Origin of the sequence: Paenibacillus amylolyticus, from assembly GCF_001570725.1 — a bacterium.
Lineage (GTDB): Bacteria > Bacillota > Bacilli > Paenibacillales > Paenibacillaceae > Paenibacillus > Paenibacillus amylolyticus_A.
Genome location: NZ_BCNV01000001.1, coordinates 3503624 through 3525938, shown reverse-complemented (window position 1 = coordinate 3525938; position 22315 = coordinate 3503624). Strand labels below are relative to the sequence as shown.

General features: G+C 48.5%; 16 protein-coding genes. 15 read left to right on the top strand and 1 reads right to left on the bottom strand.

The window, feature by feature from the left end; translation table 11 throughout:
• Window positions 1–213 precede the first annotated feature (213 nt).
• The 12 genes from hrcA to PAHA3_RS15580 all read left to right on the top strand — a co-directional run bounded on the left by hrcA (window position 214) and on the right by PAHA3_RS15580 (window position 11138).
• On the top strand, window positions 214–1245 hold the full coding sequence (gene hrcA, locus PAHA3_RS15635; RefSeq protein WP_036615092.1) for a heat-inducible transcriptional repressor HrcA: 1032 nt from the start codon (window positions 214–216) through the stop codon (window positions 1243–1245).
• Between the two features lie 35 nt (window positions 1246–1280).
• A complete protein-coding gene (grpE, locus tag PAHA3_RS15630) occupies window positions 1281–1853 on the top strand; it encodes a nucleotide exchange factor GrpE (protein ID WP_371327915.1) in 573 nt (190 codons plus the stop codon).
• 160 nt (window positions 1854–2013) lie between these two features.
• A complete protein-coding gene (gene dnaK, locus PAHA3_RS15625; protein ID WP_062835522.1) occupies window positions 2014–3858 on the top strand; it encodes a molecular chaperone DnaK in 1845 nt (614 codons plus the stop codon).
• A 129-nt stretch (window positions 3859–3987) separates the two neighbouring features.
• Window positions 3988–5112, top strand: coding sequence for a molecular chaperone DnaJ (gene dnaJ / locus PAHA3_RS15620; RefSeq protein ID WP_062835521.1), 1125 nt, complete (start codon window positions 3988–3990; stop codon window positions 5110–5112).
• Window positions 5113–5352: 240 nt separating this feature from the next.
• Window positions 5353–5721, top strand: coding sequence for a hypothetical protein (locus tag PAHA3_RS15615; protein WP_017687219.1), 369 nt, complete (start codon window positions 5353–5355; stop codon window positions 5719–5721).
• Window positions 5722–5941: 220 nt separating this feature from the next.
• Window positions 5942–6121 carry a YfhD family protein gene (locus PAHA3_RS15610; RefSeq protein WP_062835520.1) on the top strand — a complete coding sequence of 60 codons (180 nt, stop codon included), beginning with the start codon at window positions 5942–5944 and terminating at the stop codon, window positions 6119–6121.
• Window positions 6114–6506: a hypothetical protein gene (locus tag PAHA3_RS15605; protein WP_062835519.1), complete on the top strand. Its 393-nt coding sequence runs from the start codon at window positions 6114–6116 to the stop codon at window positions 6504–6506. The genes PAHA3_RS15610 and PAHA3_RS15605 overlap by 8 nt, the downstream gene beginning before the upstream one ends.
• Window positions 6507–6695: 189 nt before the next feature.
• A complete protein-coding gene (prmA, locus tag PAHA3_RS15600; RefSeq protein WP_062835518.1) occupies window positions 6696–7661 on the top strand; it encodes a 50S ribosomal protein L11 methyltransferase in 966 nt (321 codons plus the stop codon).
• Window positions 7662–7664: 3 nt separating this feature from the next.
• A complete protein-coding gene (locus PAHA3_RS15595; RefSeq protein ID WP_062835517.1) occupies window positions 7665–8345 on the top strand; it encodes a site-2 protease family protein in 681 nt (226 codons plus the stop codon).
• A 137-nt stretch (window positions 8346–8482) separates the two neighbouring features.
• Entirely contained in the window at window positions 8483–9247 is a 765-nt protein-coding gene (locus PAHA3_RS15590; RefSeq protein ID WP_062835516.1) for an RsmE family RNA methyltransferase, read from the top strand.
• Between the two features lie 2 nt (window positions 9248–9249).
• A complete protein-coding gene (mtaB, locus tag PAHA3_RS15585; protein WP_062835515.1) occupies window positions 9250–10596 on the top strand; it encodes a tRNA (N(6)-L-threonylcarbamoyladenosine(37)-C(2))-methylthiotransferase MtaB in 1347 nt (448 codons plus the stop codon).
• Window positions 10597–10703: 107 nt separating this feature from the next.
• Window positions 10704–11138 carry an NUDIX hydrolase gene (locus PAHA3_RS15580; RefSeq protein ID WP_062835514.1) on the top strand — a complete coding sequence of 145 codons (435 nt, stop codon included), beginning with the start codon at window positions 10704–10706 and terminating at the stop codon, window positions 11136–11138.
• 58 nt (window positions 11139–11196) lie between these two features.
• Here the strand turns inward: PAHA3_RS15580 and PAHA3_RS15575 are convergent, their stop codons facing one another.
• Complete coding sequence (locus PAHA3_RS15575; RefSeq protein WP_062835513.1) at window positions 11197–12198, bottom strand: Na/Pi cotransporter family protein; 1002 nt, start codon at window positions 12196–12198, stop codon at window positions 11197–11199.
• Between the two features lie 559 nt (window positions 12199–12757).
• On the opposite strand from PAHA3_RS15575, the gene PAHA3_RS15570 reads away from it, so the two are divergent.
• The 3 genes from PAHA3_RS15570 to addA all read left to right on the top strand — a co-directional run bounded on the left by PAHA3_RS15570 (window position 12758) and on the right by addA (window position 22278).
• On the top strand, window positions 12758–14134 hold the full coding sequence (locus PAHA3_RS15570; protein WP_062835512.1) for a class I SAM-dependent rRNA methyltransferase: 1377 nt from the start codon (window positions 12758–12760) through the stop codon (window positions 14132–14134).
• A gap of 225 nt (window positions 14135–14359) precedes the next feature.
• Complete coding sequence (addB, locus tag PAHA3_RS15565) at window positions 14360–17863, top strand: helicase-exonuclease AddAB subunit AddB (protein WP_062835511.1); 3504 nt, start codon at window positions 14360–14362, stop codon at window positions 17861–17863.
• Window positions 17860–22278, top strand: coding sequence for a helicase-exonuclease AddAB subunit AddA (gene addA / locus PAHA3_RS15560; protein WP_062835510.1), 4419 nt, complete (start codon window positions 17860–17862; stop codon window positions 22276–22278). The genes addB and addA overlap by 4 nt, the downstream gene beginning before the upstream one ends.
• Window positions 22279–22315: the final 37 nt, after the last annotated feature.

Below are 22315 nucleotides of genomic sequence, written 5' to 3'. Positions count from 1 at the left end.
CCCTACATGCAGTCCTTTTTACTTCAAAGGATGTTCAATAAAGTTGTTAGTACTCGCCGACATTGGTCTATACTATAAATAGATGAGCCCACTCATCAAACTCACTTGACAATGATCACGTCAGTTTGGTATTTTTGTATTACCGCTTAGCACTCATCTAACCGGAGTGCTAACGACATGGGACAGTACAGTCAGAAGGAGGGAATACTCACCATGTTAACAGAGCGTCAACGAATGATTCTGAACGCTATAGTGGATGACTATATCCGTTCAGCTGAGCCCGTAGGGTCCCGGAGCATTTCCAAAAGGGGAGATGTTGGATACAGTCCGGCGACGATCCGTAATGAAATGGCGGACCTTGAAGATATGGGCTTTCTGGAGCAGCCGCATACATCAGCAGGACGCATTCCTTCCCATAAAGGTTATCGATATTATGTCGATCATTTGGTTCCCTGGAATCAGGTGGAGCCTCAAGAGTTAGATGATCTGAAGTCGTTCTTCGCCGAAAAGCTGAACGTCATGGAACAAGTTATTCAGCATGCATCCAATATTTTGTCACATATGACGAATTATACTTCGATCCTGCTTGGACCGGAAGTATTCCATACGTCCCTTCGTCACTTTCAATTGCTTCCGCTGAACGAGAGTGAAGCTGTGGCAATCATCGTGACCAACACAGGTCAGGTAGAGAATAAGACGGTCCAGATTCCACCAGAAATCTCGGTCGCCGAGATGGAGAATGTGGTTCGCCTGTTAAACACCAAGCTTGTGGGCGTACCAATTTACAAATTAAAATCCCGTCTCTATACCGAACTTGGGCAAGAGATGGAACGGCATATTACACGTTATGAGGAAGTTATGCAGGTGCTGAACAGTGCCTTTGACAACGAACATGACAATCGTCTGTTCCTCAGTGGTGCCACCAACATGTTGACTCAACCGGAGTTTAAAGATATCGAAAAGGTAAAAGATATTCTTGATCTGCTGGAAGAGACACCAACACTCATGAAATTGATGATGCCCGTGCCGGGTGGATCTGGTATTCAAGTGCGAATCGGCACTGAGAATGATCATGAAGCCTTTGCTAACTGCAGCCTGATTACAGCCTCCTATTCATTGGACGGCGAGGCTTTGGGTTCGATCGGTATTCTGGGACCCACGCGGATGGATTACGCACGTGTCATTCATATTTTAAATACACTATCCCGTGATTTGACGGCGATGCTGACGCATCGTTTCAAATAAGAGACGGGAATGAACCATTTCATTCGTATAAGGAGGTGAACATCTTGAAAGAGGAGCAATCATTTACAGAAGAACAAGAAGTAACAGCAGCTGAGCAGGAGCCTGTCAATGAAGCTGGCGCTGCAGAAGCACAAGCTGAAGAGATTGCTGATCAGGAGCAGGATGAGCTTGCACGTCTGAAGGCAGAAGCTGAGGAGCAACAGCAGCGTTATGTCCGTGCACAGGCTGATTTTGACAACTTCCGTCGTCGTACACAGAAGGAAAAAGAAGAATTGGCTAAATACGCTTCGATGAAGCTGGTCACCGAACTGGTACCGGTTATTGATAACTTCGAGCGCGCCATGGCTACTGTACCGGAAGGAACAGAGTCCGAATCTTTCTCCAAAGGCATCCAAATGATTTTCCGTCAATTGGAAACTGTGATGACGAATGAAGGACTGACAGCAATGGAATCGGTAGGACAACCGTTCAATCCTGAATTCCACCAAGCAATCATGCAAGTGGAGAGCGACGAATACGAAGAAGGTATCGTTGTTGAGGAAGTCCAAAAAGGCTACATGCTGAAAGATAAAGTGCTTCGTCCAGCTATGGTTAAAGTCAGCTCATAATTTCCGTATTGGAAGGAATGAGTCGGCTCCTTGGTTGAACAATGTGGGCGAAGTTTAATATAAAGGTTTGTACACATAGAGCACGATTAGCAACATGAACATCTAATAAGGGTCAGATCAGACCCATTCATTTTAAATTGTTGAGGGAGGAAATTTTCGGATGAGCAAAGTAATCGGTATTGACTTAGGAACAACAAACTCATGCGTAGCAGTAATGGAAGGCGGCGAGGCTGTCGTAATTCCAAATCCGGAGGGCGCACGTACAACTCCATCCGTAGTCGGTTTCAAAAAAGATGGAGAGCGCGTTGTTGGTGAAACAGCAAAACGTCAAGCCATCACAAATCCGGATCGTACCATCATGTCGATCAAACGTCACATGGGTACTTCCCACAAGGAAACAATCGATAGCAAAGACTACTCCGCACAAGAGATCTCTGCAATCATCCTGCAAAAATTGAAATCCGATGCTGAAGCTTATCTGGGTCAAACGGTAACTCAAGCAGTTATTACTGTACCAGCTTACTTCAATGACAGTCAGCGTCAAGCAACTAAAGATGCGGGTAAAATTGCAGGTCTGGAAGTTCTGCGTATCGTCAACGAGCCAACAGCAGCAGCTTTGGCATACGGTATGGAGAAATCCGAAGACCAAACGATCCTCGTATATGACCTGGGTGGCGGTACGTTCGACGTATCCATTCTTGAACTGGGTGATGGCTTCTTCGAAGTTAAAGCAACTAGCGGGGACAACCAATTGGGCGGCGATGACTTTGACCAAGTGATCATCGATTACCTCGTAAGTGAATTCAAAAAAGATCAAGGCATTGACTTGAGTAAAGATAAAGCAGCGGTTCAACGTTTGAAAGATGCAGCGGAAAAAGCGAAAAAAGAACTTTCCGGCGTATTGACTACAACGATCTCCTTGCCGTTCATCACAGTCGCTGATGGTGTTCCTCAGCATTTGGAGTTGAACCTGAGCCGTGCGAAATTTGAAGAAATCTCTGAAGGTCTGGTTGAGCGTACGCTTGAACCAACTCGTCGTGCATTGAGCGATGCGGGTATGACAGCTAACGATATCGACAAGATCGTATTGGTTGGTGGTTCCACACGTATTCCAGCTGTACAAGAAGCGATCAAAAAACTGACGGGTAAAGAGCCTCACAAAGGCGTTAACCCAGATGAAGTTGTAGCTTTGGGTGCTGCTGTACAAGCGGGCGTACTGACAGGTGATGTGAAAGACGTTGTATTGCTTGACGTAACTCCATTGTCCCTGGGTATCGAAACAGCGGGTGGCGTATTCACTAAAATGATCGAGCGTAACACAACGATCCCTACAAGCAAATCTCAAGTGTTCTCCACATATGCAGACAATCAACCAAGTGTTGAGATTCATGTTCTGCAAGGTGAGCGTGAGATGGCAGCGGGTAACAAATCGCTTGGACGTTTCATGTTGGGTGATATTCCACCAGCTCCACGTGGCGTTCCACAAATCGAGGTTAGCTTCGATATTGATGCCAACGGTATCGTTAACGTATCTGCAACAGATAAAGGTACAAACAAAACTCAAAAAATCACAATCACTTCTTCCAGCGGTTTGAGCGATGCTGAAGTTGAGCAAATGATGAAAGATGCTGAGTTGCATGCTGAAGAAGATAAAAAACGCAGAGAACTCGTTGAAGCGAAAAACAGTGCAGATCAACTGATCTATTCTGTTGACAAAACGATCAAAGATCTTGGCGAAAAAGCAGACGCAGGCGAAGTTGAAAAAGCGAATGCAGCCAAAGAAAAACTGCAAGGCGTTCTGGCTTCCGACAACCTGGAGGATATCAAAGCTGCTACTGAAGAACTGACAGAGATCGTTCAACAACTGTCTGTGAAACTGTATGAGCAAGCACAGGCGCAAGAGCAAGAAGCACAAGGCGCTGAAGAGCAACAAGGTTCCGCAAAACGTGACAACGTCGTAGACGCTGATTACGAAGTTGTGGACGAAGATAAAAAACAAAACTAATTCGTAGTTCTACGCGAATTAAACATCGGTGACGTTCGAATTAGAGGGAAAGTCATAGCCGGGGCTCCCGTGCTTTGGCTTTCCTTTTGTCACGATGTGCGATATGGTGAATGATATGGGGGTGGAAGAGTGGCTGAAAAGCGTGATTATTATGAGGTGCTTGGCGTTAGTAAAACGGCTAACGACGATGAGATTAAAAAGGCTTACCGTAAGCTTGCCCGTCAGTATCACCCTGACGTAAACAAGGCTGCTGATGCGGAAGCTAAATTTAAAGAAGTTAAAGAAGCTTACGATGTAGTGAGTGACGGTCAGAAGCGTGCCCAGTATGATCAATATGGTCATGTCGATCCGAATCAAGGTGGATTCGGTGGTGGCGGTGATTTTGGCGGCGGCGGATTTGGCGATATCTTCGACATGTTCTTTGGCGGCGGTGGCGGTGGACGACGTGATCCAAATGCTCCGCAACGGGGGAATGATCTGCAGTACACGATGACGATTGAGTTCAAGGAAGCGGTATTCGGCAAAGAAACCGATATTACGATTCCGCGTACCGAAGGCTGCGATACGTGTCATGGCTCAGGCGCCAAACCTGGAACGAAACCGGAAACCTGCTCGGTCTGCCAAGGTAGCGGTCAGCAGGAAGTCGTTCAAAATACACCGTTCGGTCGTATGGTTAATCGTCGTGCATGTTCGAACTGTAGCGGTTCGGGCCAAATTATCAAAGAAAAATGTACAACGTGCAGTGGCAGCGGTAAAGTCCGCAAGCAACGCAAAATCCATGTTCGCATTCCAGCGGGTGTAGATGATGGCGCGCAACTGCGTATGACAGGTGAAGGCGAGGGAGGCCTGCGTGGCGGACCAGCGGGAGATCTGTATATTGTCATTCGCGTGAAATCACATGATTTCTTCGAGCGTGAAGGCGACGATATTTATTGCGAAATCCCACTTACCTTTGCTCAGGCAGCTCTGGGAGATGAAGTTGAGATCCCGACATTGACTGAGAAAGTGAAGTTGAAAGTACCAGCTGGTACACAGACGGGAACGTATTTCCGACTCAAAGGCAAAGGCGTACCACGCCTGCGCGGTATGGGGCAAGGGGATCAACATGTGAAAGTGGTTGTGGTTACACCTAGTAAGCTGAATGACGAGCAGAAGGATCTGCTTCGCCAAATTGCTGCACTGGATGGAGAGCAAACACATGAGCATGAACAATCCTTCTTTGACAGAGTAAAACGCGCCTTCCGCGGCGACTGAGAATAAAATAAAGCAAGTCCCAAAGGACACCACACCGGTTTTTACCGTGGGGTGTCCTTTTTTTGTACGCTTTTTTACAGATTCAGTGGTTTTCGCAAAATCCATGGATTTATGCTGCGAAGAACGACAGCAATTTGTGGGAGCATTTCGGTATATTCTGAGCAAATTTGCGGAAAGATAGCATGGCGAGAATGATATGCATAGCTGATATGCGAGAAATTAGGGAAGCAGGTGAAGCGGATGACCGAGAAAAATATTTTGGCGTACTTTCATAGCCCGGAGCAGGCGCAAGGGGCAGCCAAAAAACTGGAGGCATTGCGAGTGGAAGACCTGTCAATTAATCGATTCAGCCGATATGCAGGTGTAGGACCAAGCGGGGCTTCCTACAAGCCGGGCGTTTCCGGCAGTTTTTCATCATGGGTGCCCGATTCGATGCAAACGAATGCGAGCGCTGGAATCATGGCTGCGGCGGACCCTTCTGCAAGCGGCATGAGTGATGGTGGACAAGGTGGACCTACGGGAAGGGATGTATTGCTAACGGTCATCGTAGATGAATCGGTACATCACCGTGCTATGTCCATAATCGAACAAGCCGGTGGAATGATCTAGTTTCAAGAAATCCATATAAGATGGACAGATAATTACACTTTAACGGAGAGTGTAGAACCAATCTGAAGAAGCGAAGCGTGCGCCTTTATCCCCGGATTTCTCCCTTTAAGGAGGGAGTTGAAGAAATCTGGGGATAACAGCGATCGGAGGATGGGACTACAATCGGAGTGTTACAGTGTACACGTATTAGTTCATTTTAATTTGAAGGAGGAGCATAACAATGGCAGAACATGAACGTCCAGGCAAGATTCTCACGAAAACGGAAAAGATGAAACGATTGCAGTCCGCTAAAAATGAGGACGTGGAATTCAGCGCTGAAGCTGCGGATCATGAGGATATCGAAGCACTACGCCGCAGTGAAGCGGCTGATCGACGTCAGGGACGGGAGCTTCATGACTGAAGATCGCTCGGCGGTTACCCTCGAAGCTGTATTTACAAGCTGGGCTGAGGCCGAGTCTGCACGCAGAGCCCTGGAATTGTTACACCCGAACCAATTGAGTATCGAGAGTCTCGGCAATGAAGCGTCTGCCTTAAACTCACACGATGTTACGGGCTCCGATAATTCTCCTACGGCTGTCGTCGGAGGATTTAGTGGCGAATTGAATGTACTTGCCCTGATTAGTGATGAAACGGAAATGTTATCCAATGGTCAGGTGTATGATACGCCCGAAGCGGATTCGGCCGACAGGATAAAACAAGAAATTTTGCTGACCGTGTCCATATCCAACGATTCGCTCCCGCAAGCCGCAGAGATGATCACGCAGAACGGTGGACGTTTTTGTTAAGTGAGATTCAAATTATGCAAAATGCTTAAGTAAATGATATAGATATGGTTGAATAGATGACAGGATATTCGAGCAGCTAGACTGCGGATATCCTGTTTTGTTTTTCTTTTCGTGGTCGGCTTTGTGCTCCGGCTCGCTTGTGTAGTACAATAGTTGGGATGTTTGAAAAATGAGGAGGAAAAACCAAGTATGTTATGGCATGAACTAACAATACATACCACAGAAGAAGCTGTGGAGATGATTTCGAATTTTTTACATGAAGCGGGTGCTGGAGGGGTTTCGATTGAAGAGTCCGGTACTTTAAATAAAAAACGGGACACAACGTATGGTGAGTTATACGATGTTCCTTTGAATGATATTCCTGAAGGCTTTGCGGTCATCAAAGGGTACTTCTCCGAAGGTACGGATATGGTTGCACTGCAGTCCGAAGTTCATCCGAGAATTGAGGAACTCTCTGAATTTGGAATTGATACAGGTGAGGTTCGTTATGAGACGCGTACAGTGGATGAAAATGACTGGGCAACAGCTTGGAAGCAATATTTCAAGCCGGTACGTGTATCGGAACGTCTGACGATCAAACCAACGTGGGAGGAGTATACGCCTGAAAGTCCGGATGAGAAAATCATTGAGCTTGATCCAGGTATGGCTTTTGGAACAGGAACACATCCAACGACCTCCCTCTGCTTGCGCACATTGGAAACGGTTATTCAGGGCGGCGAGGAAGTTATTGACGTAGGTACAGGTTCGGGTATTTTGGCTATCGGAGCGATCAAGCTTGGGGCAAAACATGTGCTGGCGCTCGATCTTGATCCGGTTGCGGTAATCAGTGCCAGGGAGAATGTGGAACTGAATGGGCTGGAGCAACAAATTACGGTTAAAGAGAGTGATCTGTTGTCCGTCCTCGGGAGTCAGGACCCTGCGCTTGGTGTGCAACTGCCAGTTAAGGTTGTCGTGGCGAACATTCTGGCTGAGATCATTTTGTTATTCGTAGATGATGTCTATAATGCGCTTGAGTCTGGTGGTACCTATATTGTATCGGGTATTTGGAAGAACAAAGAGCAGGTTGTACATGATGCACTGGTAGCCTCCGGGTTTGAAGTGAGTGCGATCCACCGTGATGAGGATTGGCTGGCGTTTGTAGCCAGAAAGGGGTAACCCATGGACTTTTGGAATTCGTTCTTTCGTTATCCGATCGATCAGCTTCCGTTTTTCCTGCTGACCATTCTGATCGCATTTACGGTGCATGAATTCGCGCATGCATATTTTGCAAACAAATTCGGTGATCCGACAGCCAAGCTGTTGGGTCGGGTTACACTGAATCCGGTTGTTCACTTTGATTTGTTTGGTGTGCTCCTGCTCATTATTGCCGGTTTTGGTTGGGCACGTCCGGTTCCGGTTAATCGGGCTAACTTCGACAAGCCTAGATTGATGGGCATCATCGTATCCGCAGCAGGGCCTCTAAGCAATTTATTACTCGCGATCATCGGTACAATCATCTATGCCTCACTGGTTGGTTCAGGAGCACTCGGCGGGATTGATAATGAGCGGCTGCTGACAGCAATTACGACGTTCTTCGCTATCTTTAACTTAACAAACTTTTTCCTGTTCCTGTTTAACTTGATTCCGTTGCCTCCGTTGGATGGTTATCGGATTCTAGAAGATGCACTGCCACCTTCAATCAGCCGCAAGCTGCAAGGTGTGGAGCAATGGTCCATTTTTATCTTCCTATTAATTCTAGTTATACCTCCTTTGCAAAATGTAACGATTCAACCTTTGTATGAGTTCGCGCAAACGATGTATGTGGATCTGGCAAAGGTGATTATTGAAATATATCGCTAAAAGCGTATCGTGTTTGGACGGATATACTGGTCAGAAACATGTAAAAGTTGTATGATCATCTGTGGCGATTGGATTCACGCCTGTCATTGGGCGGGGTGAATTCCAGTCATAACAGGACAGAATGGGTGGATTGACTTATGCAGCGATATTTTGTATCTGCAGAACAGTTTAATGAACACGCTGTGATCATCACAGGTGATGATGCACGCCATATCGGTAAGGTTATGCGTGGTAAGCCTGGAGATAAACTGATTGTCAGTGACGGAAACTCCAGAGAAGCACTCGTGGAGATTGAGACGATTGAAGCTGGCCAAGTGACGGCCAATATTGTAGAGTCACTGGTTATGGACCATGAAGCGCGGATTCGTGTAACCGTGGCACAGAGTTTGCCCAAAGGTGACAAGATGGAAACAGTCATCCAGAGATGTACTGAGATCGGGGCGGTATCATTTGTACCCTTCCTATCAGAACGTACGATTGTGCAATATGATGCCAAGAAAGAAGGCAAACGGTTGGAGCGGTGGCGAAAAATTGCCAAGGAAGCTGCCGAACAGAGTCACCGGAATCGCATTCCATCCGTTGAGCAGCCACTTTCCTGGAAAGGGCTGTTATCTTCTTTTGAGGGCTATAGCCTGGTATGTTATTGTTATGAGAAAGAAAACGGTAAACAGCTGAGAGATGCGCTGAAACCGTTTGTTGAACAGCTTGCACCTGGTGCGAGTGCAGAAGTATTGATCGTTGTTGGACCGGAAGGTGGATTTTCTGAGAAGGAGACGGCAGAAGCTGATCAGGCAGGTGCTGTATCTGTTGGACTGGGCAAACGCATTTTGCGTGCTGAGACAGCTGGAATGGCAGCACTAACTTGCGTGCTATATGAATCCGGAGAAATGGGAGGAATGTAATTATGCCATCCGTGGCGTTTTACACCTTAGGCTGCAAAGTTAATTTCTATGATACAGAGGCGATTTGGCAATTGTTCAAAAACGAAGGATACGATCAAGTGGACTTTGACGAACAGACAGCGGATGTATACTTGATTAATACTTGTACAGTAACCAATACCGGCGACAAAAAGAGCCGTCAAATTATTCGTCGTGCCATTCGGCGCAACCCAGAGGCGATTGTGGCCGTTACAGGCTGCTATGCGCAGACTTCTCCGGCAGAGATTCTGGACATCCCTGGCGTGGATCTGGTTATCGGTACACAGGACCGTGACAAGATTTTGCCATATGTCAATGAAATTCAGGAGTCACGTCAACCCGTTAACGCGGTGCGTAATATTATGAAAACCCGTGTATTTGAAGAGATGGACGTACCGGATTTTGCTGACCGTACCCGCGCTTTCCTGAAGATTCAGGATGGTTGCAATAACTTCTGTACATTCTGCATTATTCCGTGGTCTCGTGGTCTCTCACGCAGCCGGGAAGCGAACAGCATCGTTCAACAGGCGCATCAACTCGTACACGCCGGATACAAGGAGATTGTTCTGACTGGTATTCATACAGGTGGGTATGGGGATGACATGGAAAACTATGATCTGACCGATCTGCTGTGGGATTTGGATAAAGTAGAGGGTCTGGAGCGTATTCGAATCAGCTCGATTGAAGCGAGTCAGATCGATGACCGCATGCTCGACGTGATCAAACGTTCGGACAAACTCGTTCGTCACTTCCATATTCCGCTGCAAGCCGGGGATGATACAGTATTGAAACGCATGCGTCGCAAATATACGACAGAAGAGTTCTACAACAAAATGCTTCGCATTCGGGAAGCGATGCCAGATGTGGCGATTACGACTGACATTATTGTTGGATTTCCGGGTGAGACGGATGAGATGTACCGTAATGGCTATGAGTTGATGCGGAAAATCGGTTTCTCCGAAATGCACGTATTTCCTTATTCCAAGCGTACGGGTACACCAGCAGCACGAATGGAAGATCAGGTGGACGAAGAGGTCAAAAATGCACGTGTGCATGAACTGATTGACTTGTCCGAGCAGATGCAGCTGGAGTACGCTGAGCAGTTTGTCGGACAGGTACTGGATGTCATTCCTGAAGGCGAAGCCAAAGGCCGCGAGGGAAGCGGCAAGCTGCACGGTTATAGCGACAACTACATTCAGCTGGTCTTTGAAGGAACCATGGATATGGTCGGTAAAGTGTGCCGAGTCAAAGTGGTTGAAGCTGGCGTCAATGAGAGTCAGGCTACGCTGGTACGTGTGTTGGAAGAGAATCTTAAGTCCGCCGCGATGTGATCGAGGCGTCAGAAACAAGGATTTCATTTCCTTGGGGAGCTTACCCGGGAGATGAGGTCCTTCTTTTGCAAAAAAATAAGATATTGAAGTCGATGGGGGAGAGCACGATGAACAAAAAAGAAATTTCAGCAGGCGGAGTTGTCTATAGAACAGGGGAAGACGGACGTCTTCAAATTCAGCTTATCGTAGATCGTTATGGTAAAACGACTCTCGCCAAGGGCAAAATGGAAGATGGAGAAACAATTGAACAGACGGCATTGCGCGAGATTTTGGAAGAGACAGGTATGGTCGGTCGTATTGTGGAACCAGTCGATATCATTGCATATACGTACCAACATGCAGAGTTCGGTCCGGTAGATAAGGAAGTCCATTACTATCTTGTTGAAGCCGAGAGTGGTGATTTACAGCCTCAGATTGAAGAAATCAAGGGTGTGGATTGGTATGCTCCGGAAGAAGCATGGTCCAGACAGCAGCAGAGCGGATATGATAATAACGATGACATCTTGCGTGTAGCACTGAACAAGTTGGGCATTAACGTATAACGAGTGGCTGTCTTGTCCAGTTATCGCACACGTTCCTCAGGTCTGGATAGACAGATCATCAAGCCACGGGTGACTTCGCCGCGGGGGCGTGGACCGGTGGTTTTTTGTGCCAGATTGGCAAGTAACAGAACGGTAAGGCAAGCAGTGAACTGGTGATGTTAAAAAGGGTCTGGGCATGCGCAATCTGTGCCCCGTTGTCCGCTGACAGCCAGGCCGAAGCTGCATGCAGCTGGCCGATCAGCGGCATAAACAGCAGCGCTCCCGCAATGTTTAATACAACATGGGAGGCTGCGACAAATTTGCCTGCGGATGCTCCGCCCGCGGCAGCGATCACGGCGGTGATGCAGGTCCCCACGTTGGACCCGATCACAATGGCGATGCCGATCTCCACAGGCAATACCCCTGTGGCTGCGAGCGTAATCGCCATGCTAATGACAGCCGCGCTGCTGTGAATGAGCGCTGTCAGACAGGCACCTGCCAGGAAGCCCCACCACAAGCTGTCGGCCGAGCGGTCGAGAAACCATTGAAATACGCCCATGCTCCGTAAGGGTAAGGCAATGGATTGCATCACCTGAATGCCTGTCATAACAAGTGCAAATCCCGCAGCTGCGAGGAAGCTGTACTGGATGTTGAACAGAGTCCGGCGCGTGCGTTCAGGAGCGGCCAGATTGCGTTCACCAAGAACAACAAACATGGCCCAGCCCGTCAGCGACAGGACGAGTAGCGGTAGGGAAGCACGTCCGATCTGCAGTCCTACCAGCTCCGTCGTCAGACATGTCCCGATGTTGGTGCCAAGGATGATGCCGAGTGTGCGTCCATAGGTCAGCAATCTGGCGTTAGCCAGTCCAATGGTGAGTACAGTGACCGCAGTACTACTCTGCAACAGGGCCGTTGCACCCGCGCTGAAAGCCATGCCTTTCCATGGAGCAGAGGTAGCACGATTGAGCCAACCTGCCAGCATGGGCCCAGCCATGCGCTGCAAGGCAGTCTCCATCAGCTTCATGCCACCAAAAAAGATAATAAGCCCATAGAGTAGGGGCAATATCACATCTCTAAACATAGAAACATCATTCCTTCCGTCCGGTTCCTTAACTCATCCTATGAGTAAACAAAGACAACCATGACAAGCCTAAAGGAATTCAGAGGGAAGCGACCTAAATTACCCCACCGCAATTCGAAAGATACGGTGATTCGTGCAAGTGTAGCGAAGAAGACGAAATTGTTACCGAAGAAGCGAAGCGCTCGCCTTTATCCCCGGATTTTCCCTTTGAGAAAAGGGAGTTCAAAAAATCTGGGGATAACAGCGATCAGAGGAACAAGTCGTCGCCGTAGCGTCACTCATATAGCGCTTATAGTAACAACTTAGCGCCAACATGCTCTCAACTGCCCCATCTCAATTCGAAAGATACGGTGATTCGTGCAAACGTAGTGGAGGGGACGAAATCGAATCTGAAGAAGCGAAGCGTGCGCCTTTGTCTCCGGATTTTCCCTTTAAAAAAGGGAATCAAAAAAATCTGGAGACAACAGCGATCGGAAGATCGATTCGTAACCGAAACGCCATCTACGCGCCGCACCAAACCTATCTTTTGAACTATTAAAGTAAAGGAAGTGGATCTACCTTGCCATCAGTTACACTCGAACGCAGTCGCAAAAAGCGGCTTGAACATGCGCATCCATGGATATTTAACAATGAAATTGCCTCTGTTGACGGAAACCCGGAACCGGGAGATCTGGTCAATGTATTGAATCATCAAGGTCGCTATTTGGCGACAGGTTATTACAATCCTGCATCTCAGATCACTGTAAGGGTTGTATCGTATCAACCGCTGGAGTCCGAACAGATGGACACGGCGTTCTTTGCAGCTCGTTTCCGCGATTGCTTGCGTCATCGGGAACGCTTTATCCAGGATGGAGAGGCGTACCGTCTTGTATACGGAGAAGCTGATTTTCTGCCAGGATTGATCGTTGACCGGTTCGGCAGCATTCTCGTTGTACAGTTGCTTACACTCGGCATGGATCATTGCCGTGAAGCCATTGTACAAGCACTCATTGAAGTGATGCAGCCGGAAGGCATCTATGAGCGCAGTGATGTCTCGATTCGTGAACTGGAAGGTTTGGAGCAGACCAAAGGTCCGCTGTATGGAGAGTGTCCACGACATGTCACCGTTACAGAGAATGGACTACTCATTAAAGTGGATATCGTGGAAGGACAGAAGACAGGTTACTTCTTCGACCAACGCGAGAATCGTGCAGCGATCGAACCCCTCATGAAGGGTTGGGGCTATAAGAGTGGAATTACACTTCAACAGACCGAGCAGGATGGCACAGAGCAGCTCTTGCCTGTGAATAAAAGCGGTAAGGTGGTTACATTCCCTTATTGGGATGGTGCTACCGTACTGGAGTGCTTCTCACACACGGGCAGCTTCACGTTGAATGCTTGTAAGTATGGAGCCAAAAAAGTGACTTGTCTTGATATTTCGGAGCATGCCATTGAGAGTGCACGAACAAATGTGGAGCTGAACGGTTTCACTGACCGGGTCGAGTTCGTAGTTGCTGATGCATTCCAGTACTTGCGTGAACAAGTGAAGGGGCTGGATGAACGTACCGCACGTGCGCGTGCAGGCGAACAGAAAGTGGATACATCCAAAGCGCTGGCAGCTGGCGGTAAAACATTTGATGTGGTCATCCTTGATCCTCCTGCATTTGCCAAAACGAAATCAGCAGTCAAAGGTGCATGCCGTGGATATAAAGATATCAATCTGCAAGGAATGAAACTGGTCAATGAGGGTGGATATTTGGTAACAGCGAGCTGTTCATATCACATGCGTCCAGACCTCTTCCTGGATACGATTGCGGATGCAGCGGAAGATGCAGGCAAAGTGCTGCGTCTAATCGACTGGAAAGCAGCTGGTAAGGATCACCCGCAAATTTTGGGCGTGGATGAGGGACATTACCTGAAATTTGCTATTTTCGAAGTGCGTAGTAAAAAGAATTAGAAGAGTCTCTTTTCACTTTTTTTAATCTCTCGTAAGGTAAAGTAAAGTTTAAATGAATGATACTTTCAGTCAAAAGTCCACAGTGTGAACAGCTGCGGGCTTTTTGCCGTGTTAACGGAGATGTTCTCCGGTTTTACCGGATAGTGGCAAACGTATGTTCCGAACCAAGTCAGATATGTTATACTGGGAATTAAAATCTTGTACGTGTGGTTTGGAGGATTAGACATGTCCGTTCGTTTTGTTATTGGTCGGGCAGGCAGCGGCAAAAGCTCGCTGATTACCCGGGAAATTACATCCCTGCTGCAAAAGGAGCCGCAAGGTAAACCTTTGATTTTACTTGTTCCGGAACAGAGTTCTTTTCGAACGGAGCAAACATTGGTGTCTTCAGGAGCAATTAAAGGTACAATGCGCGCAGAAGTGCTTGGCTTTCGCCGGTTAGCCTACCGCGTAATGCAGGAAGCCGGCGGTTCTGCTCGTATTCCGATCGGAGCCGAAGGCAAGAAGATGCTGCTATACAAAGTCATCCAGCGCCGTAAGGAAGAATTGAAGCTGTTTGGTGCATCCGGCAGTCAGCTGGGTTTTATAGGCGAATTAAATGACTTATATAGTGAATTTAAACGTTATGAAGTTGATCCATCATTGCTGGAAGAAGGGCTGTCTGGAGGGAATACCTCATCCTCTTCGCCAATTCTGGAGGACAAGTTGCATGACTTGAATCTAATATATCGTGACTATGAACAGGAACTGACCCAATTATATATTGATGATGAAGACACGTTGACCGAGCTGACAGAGCGTTTGTCGGAAAGTGCATTGCTGCAGAATGCCCAGATCTGGATTGATGGTTTTCAGGGATTCACGCCACAGGAGATGAGTGTGATTGGTCGGCTCATGTTGCAATCCTCTTCCGTGACGATTGCACTGACATTGGATCGTCCTTATGATCACGGCGCACTGCCTGGAGAACTGGAACTGTTCTATCCCACGGCAAGTGCCTATGCGCGCCTGAAAGGGATGGCTGACGAACTGGGTGTAACGAGCGATATAACCGTGCTAGATTCGGAGATTCCACCGAGATACAAGGATCGTCCGGGACTTGCTCATCTGGAGGCTGGTTTCGACCGCCGAATCCGGTGGAAAAGTGATGGCTGTGATTCCGGAATCCGACTGGTTGCAGCGGAGAACCGACGAGCTGAGATGGAGGGAGCACTGCGTGAGATGCGGCGCCTGGCGCAAAACGAGGGTGCGCGTTATCGGGATATGGCGGTACTTGTCCGTCAGTTGGATACCTACGCTGATATAGCTGAACCGCTATTTAGGGATTATGGCGTACCCGTCTTTCTGGACCGCAGAAGAAATGAACTTCATCATCCATTATCTGAGTTTATCCGTTCCGCACTGGATATTGTTCGTCGCCACTGGCGTTACGAGGATGTATTTCGCTGTGTCAAAACGGATTTGTTGCTTCCGCGTGATGGTTCCATCACCCGAGAAGATATGGACCAGCTTGAGAATTATGCACTGGCCTGTGGTATTCATGGATATCGCTGGACTGACGGCAAACCGTGGAAGTATGTTCCTAGCTTATCACTGGAAGATAACGGTCAGGATGGCCGTAGTCGAGGACGGGACCAAATGCTTTCTTTAATGGAGAGTTGTCGAACGGTCATTACAGATTCCTTGGGTGCTTTTGAGAAACGAATGAAAAAGGCAAAGACAGCCAAAGCCCAATGCGAAGCATTATACAGACTGCTGGAAGATGCCGAAATTCCTTGGAAGTTGGAACATATGTCTGCTGAAGCTAAAGCTCAGGGAGATCCCGAACGTTCGAGAGAACATCGGCAGATGTGGGGAGCTGTGCTCGATCTATTGGATCAGATGGTAGATATGATGGGGAATGAACGGCTGGATATCACGCTGTTTGCCGGGATGATCGAGACCGGTTTGACCGAACTGAAGCTGGGTCTGGTACCACCAGCACTGGATCAGGTATTGGTCGGTTCCATGGACCGTACACGTCTTCAGGACATCAAATACGTATTTATCCTTGGTGCAGTTGATGGTGAATTGCCCGCCGTACCTCAGGATGATGGCGTATTAACGGAGCTGGAAAGATCGTTGCTGACAGAAAGAGGCGTGGCGCTTGGACCAGGTGCAACAAGGCAGATGCTGGATGAACGTTTTCTGATCTATACGGCACTTACAGCGGCAAGCAGCCAGTTGTGGCTGAGTTACCCGGTTGCTGATGATGAGGGGAAAGCACTGCTTCCTTCCGAGATTGTCCGCCATGTACGGAAAATGTTTGGTTTACAAGAACAGCCATTGCTTGCTCAACCACCGGTTGCGAACTCGGAAGAAGCTCATTGGTCCTATGTTACACATCCAGGGCAGAGTTTGTCTGCGCTCATTGGACAATTGCGCAAATGGCGCCGCGGAGAAGACATTCCTGAAATGTGGTGGGCAGTCTACAACTGGCATGCATCTAGGGAGACAAGCAGACCTCAGTTGGAGCAACTGCTGGGATCAATCTTTTATCGTAATCGGGCATTACCACTACGTACAGCTACCAGTCGCAGATTGTATGGCACAGAGGTGAGGACGAGTGTTTCGCGAATGGAGCGGTTCGTAGCTTGTCCGTTCTCCCATTTTGCTTCGCACGGGCTGCGTCTCAAAGAACGGCAATTGTATCGCCTTCAGGCTCCTGATATCGGACAACTGTTTCATGCTGCACTTAGCCAGCTGGCTATGCGGTTGCGTGAAGAAAATCGTAGTTGGGGCAGCTTGACTCCAGACCAATGCCGCCAGGAAGCCGAGCAAACCGTGGAGCAGATTGCACCACAGCTGCAAGGGGAGATTTTGCTCAGCACCAAGCGATACGGTTATATTTTCCGAAAATTAAAGGACATTGTTAGCCGGGCATCCGTTATTCTTGGTGAACAGTCCAGACGCGGAAGTTTTGAACCGATTGGGCTGGAGCTTGATTTTGGACCGGATAAACCGCTGCCCCCACTCCGTTTTGAACTGGAGAACGGCTGTGTGATGGAAATTGTGGGTCGTATTGACCGTGTGGATGTGGCAGAAGGCGAGAATGGTCTGCTCCTGCGTGTCATTGACTATAAATCAAGCCAGACGGACCTCAAGTTACATGAAGTGTACTATGGTCTGTCATTGCAGATGCTCACCTATCTGGAGGTGCTGCTTAGTGCTGCCGAGGAATGGCTTGGGGAAACGGCGATGCCGGGAGGAACGTTGTATTTCCATGTGCATAACCCGCTGTTGCAATCCGCAAACGGCATGACATCGGAGCAGGCAGGGCAAGAACTGCTGAAACGGTTCAAAATGAAAGGTTTGCTGCTGGCGGATCGGGACGCAATTGCTCAAATGGATAACACTCTGGATAAGGGGTATTCAGCCATTATTCCAGTTGCCCTTAAGGCAGACGGAAGCTTTTATAGCAGCGCCGCTGTAGCTACGCCAGAGCAATGGGATACGCTGCTTGCTTCGGTTCGCAGTAATATCCGTGAGATTGGTACCCGAATTACGGATGGGGATGTGGCCATTGAGCCTTATCGTATTCAGCAGGAAGTGGCGTGCACCTTCTGTCCGTATAAGCCTGTTTGTCAGTTTGATGAGAATATTGAAGGAAATGAATATAATCTGTTGTCCAAACCGGGCAAACAGCAAATCTGGGATATGTTATCTCACACCAAGGGAGGGGAAACATCATGACGAATATGCCAAAACCGGAAGGTAGCTTCTGGAGTGATGACCAATGGAGTGCTATCTCCGAAAGCGGAGAAGACATTCTGGTTGCCGCTGCGGCGGGATCGGGCAAGACAGCCGTATTGGTTGAACGAATTATTCGCAAGATCGCAGATCCCTCCCAAGGATTCAGTGTGGATCGTTTGCTAGTAGCTACGTTTACCAAAGCCGCCGCCGCCGAGATGAAACAACGTATTCGGGAAGCGCTGGAACGTGCGCTTGAAGAACAGCCTGGGGAAGAACATTTGCGTAAGCAGCTGTCCCTGCTTGGGCGGGCATCTATTACAACATTACATTCATTCTGTATGGAAGTCATTCGCCGGTACTATCAGCAAATTCCGTTGAACCCGGCTTTCCGTATCCTGAATGAAAATGAAGCGGAAATCATGCGCCAGGAACTACTTGAAGAACTATTTGAGGAAAAGTACGGTGAAGAAGATGAGGGTAGTACATTCCGCGAATTGGTGGACTGGTTCAGTGGAGAACGAAACGATGATGCCATGCACCGACTTGTGCAACGGTTGTATGATTTCTCCCGCAGTCACTCCTGGCCGGATCATTGGCTCTCAGAGATGGCATCCGCTTTTCAGGTGGAAAGTGTGGAGGCGCTTGGACATTCAGCATGGGTTCAGAGTATTTTGCGTGATGCGGCTCTTGCTTTAAGTGGTGCAGCAGGACTGCTCCGTCAAGGTATCCATATTTCCATGCAGCCTGAAGGTCCGGCACCTTATGCAGATACGTTAAAAGAAGACCTGGTGATGGTGGAAGAGCTATTGTCTGCGGTCCAGGTTATGCCATGGGAGAGGTTGCCTGAAGTGTTTCAACCCGCTGCATTTGGCAAACTGAAACCCTGCAAAAAGGATCAGACGGACCCGGCTTTACAGGATCAGGTGAAGGAACTCCGTGAGGCTGCGAAAAAGGCAGTTACGGACCTGAAAGGATCATTGTTCGGAAGAAGTGCGTTTTCGTTCTGGCAGGAGCTGGAGCAGGCGGCACCACTCATGCAAGAGTTGTCGAGATTGGTTAGTACATTTGGAGAACGTTATCGGCAGGCCAAACAGGAACGTGGGCAAGTTGACTTCAGTGATCTGGAGCATTACTGCCTTCACATTTTGCGACATGAGGATTCGACGCCTGAACTGTCGATGCCTTCCGACGCGGCTATGGAGTACCGTTCGCGATTTGATGAAGTGTTGCTTGATGAATATCAGGACACCAATACGGTTCAGGAAGATATCGTGAGACTGATCTCGAGAGAAAACCCGGGTAACCGATTCATGGTAGGTGATGTCAAACAGAGTATCTACCGTTTCCGGTTGGCAGAGCCGGGTCTGTTTATGAACAAGTATCGCCAGTATGGAGCGAATACGCGTGAGAGCGGAGATGATAAAGATCGCCTGAATCGAACAGGTCAACGTATTGATCTTGCACGGAATTTCCGCAGTCGTGCGGAAGTTGTGCATTCGGTCAACATGATATTCCGGCAACTGATGAACGAAGGCGTAGCAGAGATTGCTTACGATGAACGCGCTCAACTGGCATATGGAGCTACGTTCCCGTCAGAGACGCTTGGCGATGAGGCGTATACACCTGAACTCCTGCTGATCGATCGTCAGGGTGGTGGACCTGATCTGACAGAGAGTACGGATGAGAACGGGGATTCATCAGTCTCCGCAGAACTGGAGAGTGCCGAACTTGAAACAGCCCAGTTGGAAGCACGGGCGATCGCGAGGCGGATTCGTGAAATGGTTGGGGATACGGACAAACCTGCCCTTCATGTATATGACAAAGCCCTGAAAGCGATGCGACCGGCACGTTACGGTGACATGGTCATCTTGCTGCGTTCAACCTTGATGTGGGCTCCGCTCATGATTGAGGAATTCAGACAGCAGGGAATTCCTGCTGGAGGGGAGCAGAGCAAGGGCTACTTCCAGGCTACGGAAGTGGAAATCATGATGTCTCTGCTTCAGCTTGTTGATAATCCAAGGCAGGATATCCCGCTCGCTTCCGTGCTTCGTTCCCCGATTGTCGGACTGGATGAAGAAGAACTGGCACAGATTCGGCTCGGTGACAAAAGACAGTCATTCTACGATGCAGTTATATCGGCTGCTGGAGAATGGGGCGATACTTCCACTAATGCCGTACAACAATCCCGGCAGGATAATCATCCTGATTCCAATATCGTCCAGGTGCAGTGGCCGGAAGCTTGGTCAGAGATGGAACAAGGACAGCGGGAAACAGCAGCTTCTGTTGAGGCAGAGATTCTGGACGATGTACACGAATTCGATGTGCATAGAGATGGAGTTCAAGATGCTGGTTTTACTGGACAGGCAAGCGAAGATATGGACATAACGGAGATTTCAGGCTCGGAGCTGCAGCAAAAGTTAATTCGTTTTATGCGTCAATTGCAGCAGTGGAGACTTGAGGCAAGACAAGGCAGTTTAAGTGAACTGATCTGGCGTATGTATCGGGAAACCGGTTATTTGGACTGGGTTGGTGGTCTTCCAGGAGGACTGCAACGTCAAAGTAATCTTAAGGCATTGTACGATCGCGCACGACAATATGAGGAATCAACTGCGAATCGCGGCTTGTTCCGTTTCCTGACCTATGTTTCCAGACTGCGGGAAAACGGGGGAGACCTCGGGACTGTAGCAAGTAGCTCTGGTGAGCAGGACAACGCCGTACGGATCATGACGATTCACCGGAGTAAAGGTTTGGAGTTTCCAATTGTCTTTGTCGGTGGCATATCCAAGATGTTCAATCAGCAGGATCTGAACGCACCGTTTCTAATGCATAAGGAACTGGGATTTGGCCCGAGGTTTGTAGATCGTGAAAATCGGGTTGCCTATCCTACATTAGCCAATCTGGCGATTCGTCGTCGTGCGCAATTTGAACTGCTTGCTGAAGAGATGCGTGTGCTGTATGTTGCGTTGACCCGTCCCAAAGAGAAAATGATTCTGCTGGGTACCGTAAAAGATGCCTCGAAAAAAGCGCTGGCGTGGTCTCAGGTCAAGGACAGCCCTGAACTGGCATTGCCAGACTATCTGCTTGCTGCAGGGCGAAGCTACCTGGACTGGATTGGGCCATCCCTGATGAGACATCCAGATGCGGCTGTGCTGCGAGAACTTGCAGGAAGCAATGATTTGTTCTCAGCCTGTCTTGCAGATGATCAATCACGATGGGCGATTTCTATTGTTTCTGCCGATCAGGTGTCTCGTGACCATGTGGTGGATCAGACACTTGGGGAAGAAGACGGGATGACTGAGGTGCGGAAAGAACGAATTGCTGCACTAAAAGCAGTTCAGCCTGTAAAGTTGGTTATACCCGCAACTGTAGAAGAGCTGACGAAGATTGCACAAGATACGGCTAATCAAAACATTGGAGATGAAGGTGCAGATACAGCAGCTCTTCAACAAGAGGAGACACGGCTGATCAACGAGGTTGATCAACGGCTTTCCTGGACGTACCCCTATGAAGCAGCAACTCAAGTGGCCGCCAGCACATCTGTTACTGAGTTGAAAACGTTACTTGCGATGCAGGACATCCAGTCTGTAGAGGTGATGGAGGAACTGGGAGAACAATCCGAGACATTATTGAATCAGAACACCCCAGGAATCAATTACACCAAAGATGAAGCAGGTCATGCACTACGTGGCGTATCTGGTGAATCTAATGAGCGCGAGACTGGATCAGGGTCAGATTCAAACGGTACGGTTAATGTTTCGGATGCGGGATCTGCGGGTACGTCATTCAAATTGCATCTGCGTCGTCCCAAATTTATGGGAGAGAAGCAATTGACAGGGACAGAGCGGGGGACCGTGTATCATACGTTGATGCAACATCTTCCTGTAGATGGATCGGCGATTGATTCACAGCTTATTGAGCAGACCACTCAGCGATTGGTAGAGCTTCAGATTTTGCTGCCCCACCACGTGGAGGCTATCGAACTCGAAGAGCTGGTCGGATTTTTCGATACAGAACCAGGTAAAGAGCTATTGCGTGCAGCGTGGGTAAAACGGGAGATTCCGTTTGTGTATGGACTTCCGGCACATCAGTCCCCTGTGGAATGGCTACATGCGCAATCTACGAACTCAGAAATCCAGACTGTAGATGAAAAAAATAAAATGCAGGCCACCATAGAAAATGAAACGGTGTTGGTCCGGGGAATTATTGACTGTCTGTATGAGGTGGACGGTGAGCTTGTGTTGCTCGATTACAAGACGGATCGGGTGTTGGACCATCGAGGTGGGCTGCGTACACTTACGGAAAACTATGGCTTCCAGCTGGAGCTGTATGGACGGGCCATTGAAGATATATTGGGACGGAAAGTTGACCGGAAGTGGCTGTACTTTTTTGATGGTGGACATGCAGTGAAGTTATAAAAAGATCGGAATTCAAAACCATGTATATCAAATGGGA

What these genes read in the sequence shown, in the direction of transcription:
- hrcA (WP_036615092.1), top strand. Translation starts at nt 214, where the DNA reads ATGTTAACAGAGCGTCAACGAATGATTCTGAACGCTATAGTGGATGAC.
- dnaK (WP_062835522.1), top strand. Translation starts at nt 2,014, where the DNA reads ATGAGCAAAGTAATCGGTATTGACTTAGGAACAACAAACTCATGCGTA.
- PAHA3_RS15615 (WP_017687219.1), top strand. Translation starts at nt 5,353, where the DNA reads ATGACCGAGAAAAATATTTTGGCGTACTTTCATAGCCCGGAGCAGGCG.
- PAHA3_RS15610 (WP_062835520.1), top strand. Translation starts at nt 5,942, where the DNA reads ATGGCAGAACATGAACGTCCAGGCAAGATTCTCACGAAAACGGAAAAG.
- PAHA3_RS15605 (WP_062835519.1), top strand. Translation starts at nt 6,114, where the DNA reads ATGACTGAAGATCGCTCGGCGGTTACCCTCGAAGCTGTATTTACAAGC.
- prmA (WP_062835518.1), top strand. Translation starts at nt 6,696, where the DNA reads ATGTTATGGCATGAACTAACAATACATACCACAGAAGAAGCTGTGGAG.
- PAHA3_RS15595 (WP_062835517.1), top strand. Translation starts at nt 7,665, where the DNA reads ATGGACTTTTGGAATTCGTTCTTTCGTTATCCGATCGATCAGCTTCCG.
- PAHA3_RS15590 (WP_062835516.1), top strand. Translation starts at nt 8,483, where the DNA reads ATGCAGCGATATTTTGTATCTGCAGAACAGTTTAATGAACACGCTGTG.
- mtaB (WP_062835515.1), top strand. Translation starts at nt 9,250, where the DNA reads ATGCCATCCGTGGCGTTTTACACCTTAGGCTGCAAAGTTAATTTCTAT.
- PAHA3_RS15580 (WP_062835514.1), top strand. Translation starts at nt 10,704, where the DNA reads ATGAACAAAAAAGAAATTTCAGCAGGCGGAGTTGTCTATAGAACAGGG.
- PAHA3_RS15575 (WP_062835513.1), bottom strand. Translation starts at nt 12,198, where the DNA reads ATGTTTAGAGATGTGATATTGCCCCTACTCTATGGGCTTATTATCTTT.
- addB (WP_062835511.1), top strand. Translation starts at nt 14,360, where the DNA reads ATGTCCGTTCGTTTTGTTATTGGTCGGGCAGGCAGCGGCAAAAGCTCG.
- addA (WP_062835510.1), top strand. Translation starts at nt 17,860, where the DNA reads ATGACGAATATGCCAAAACCGGAAGGTAGCTTCTGGAGTGATGACCAA.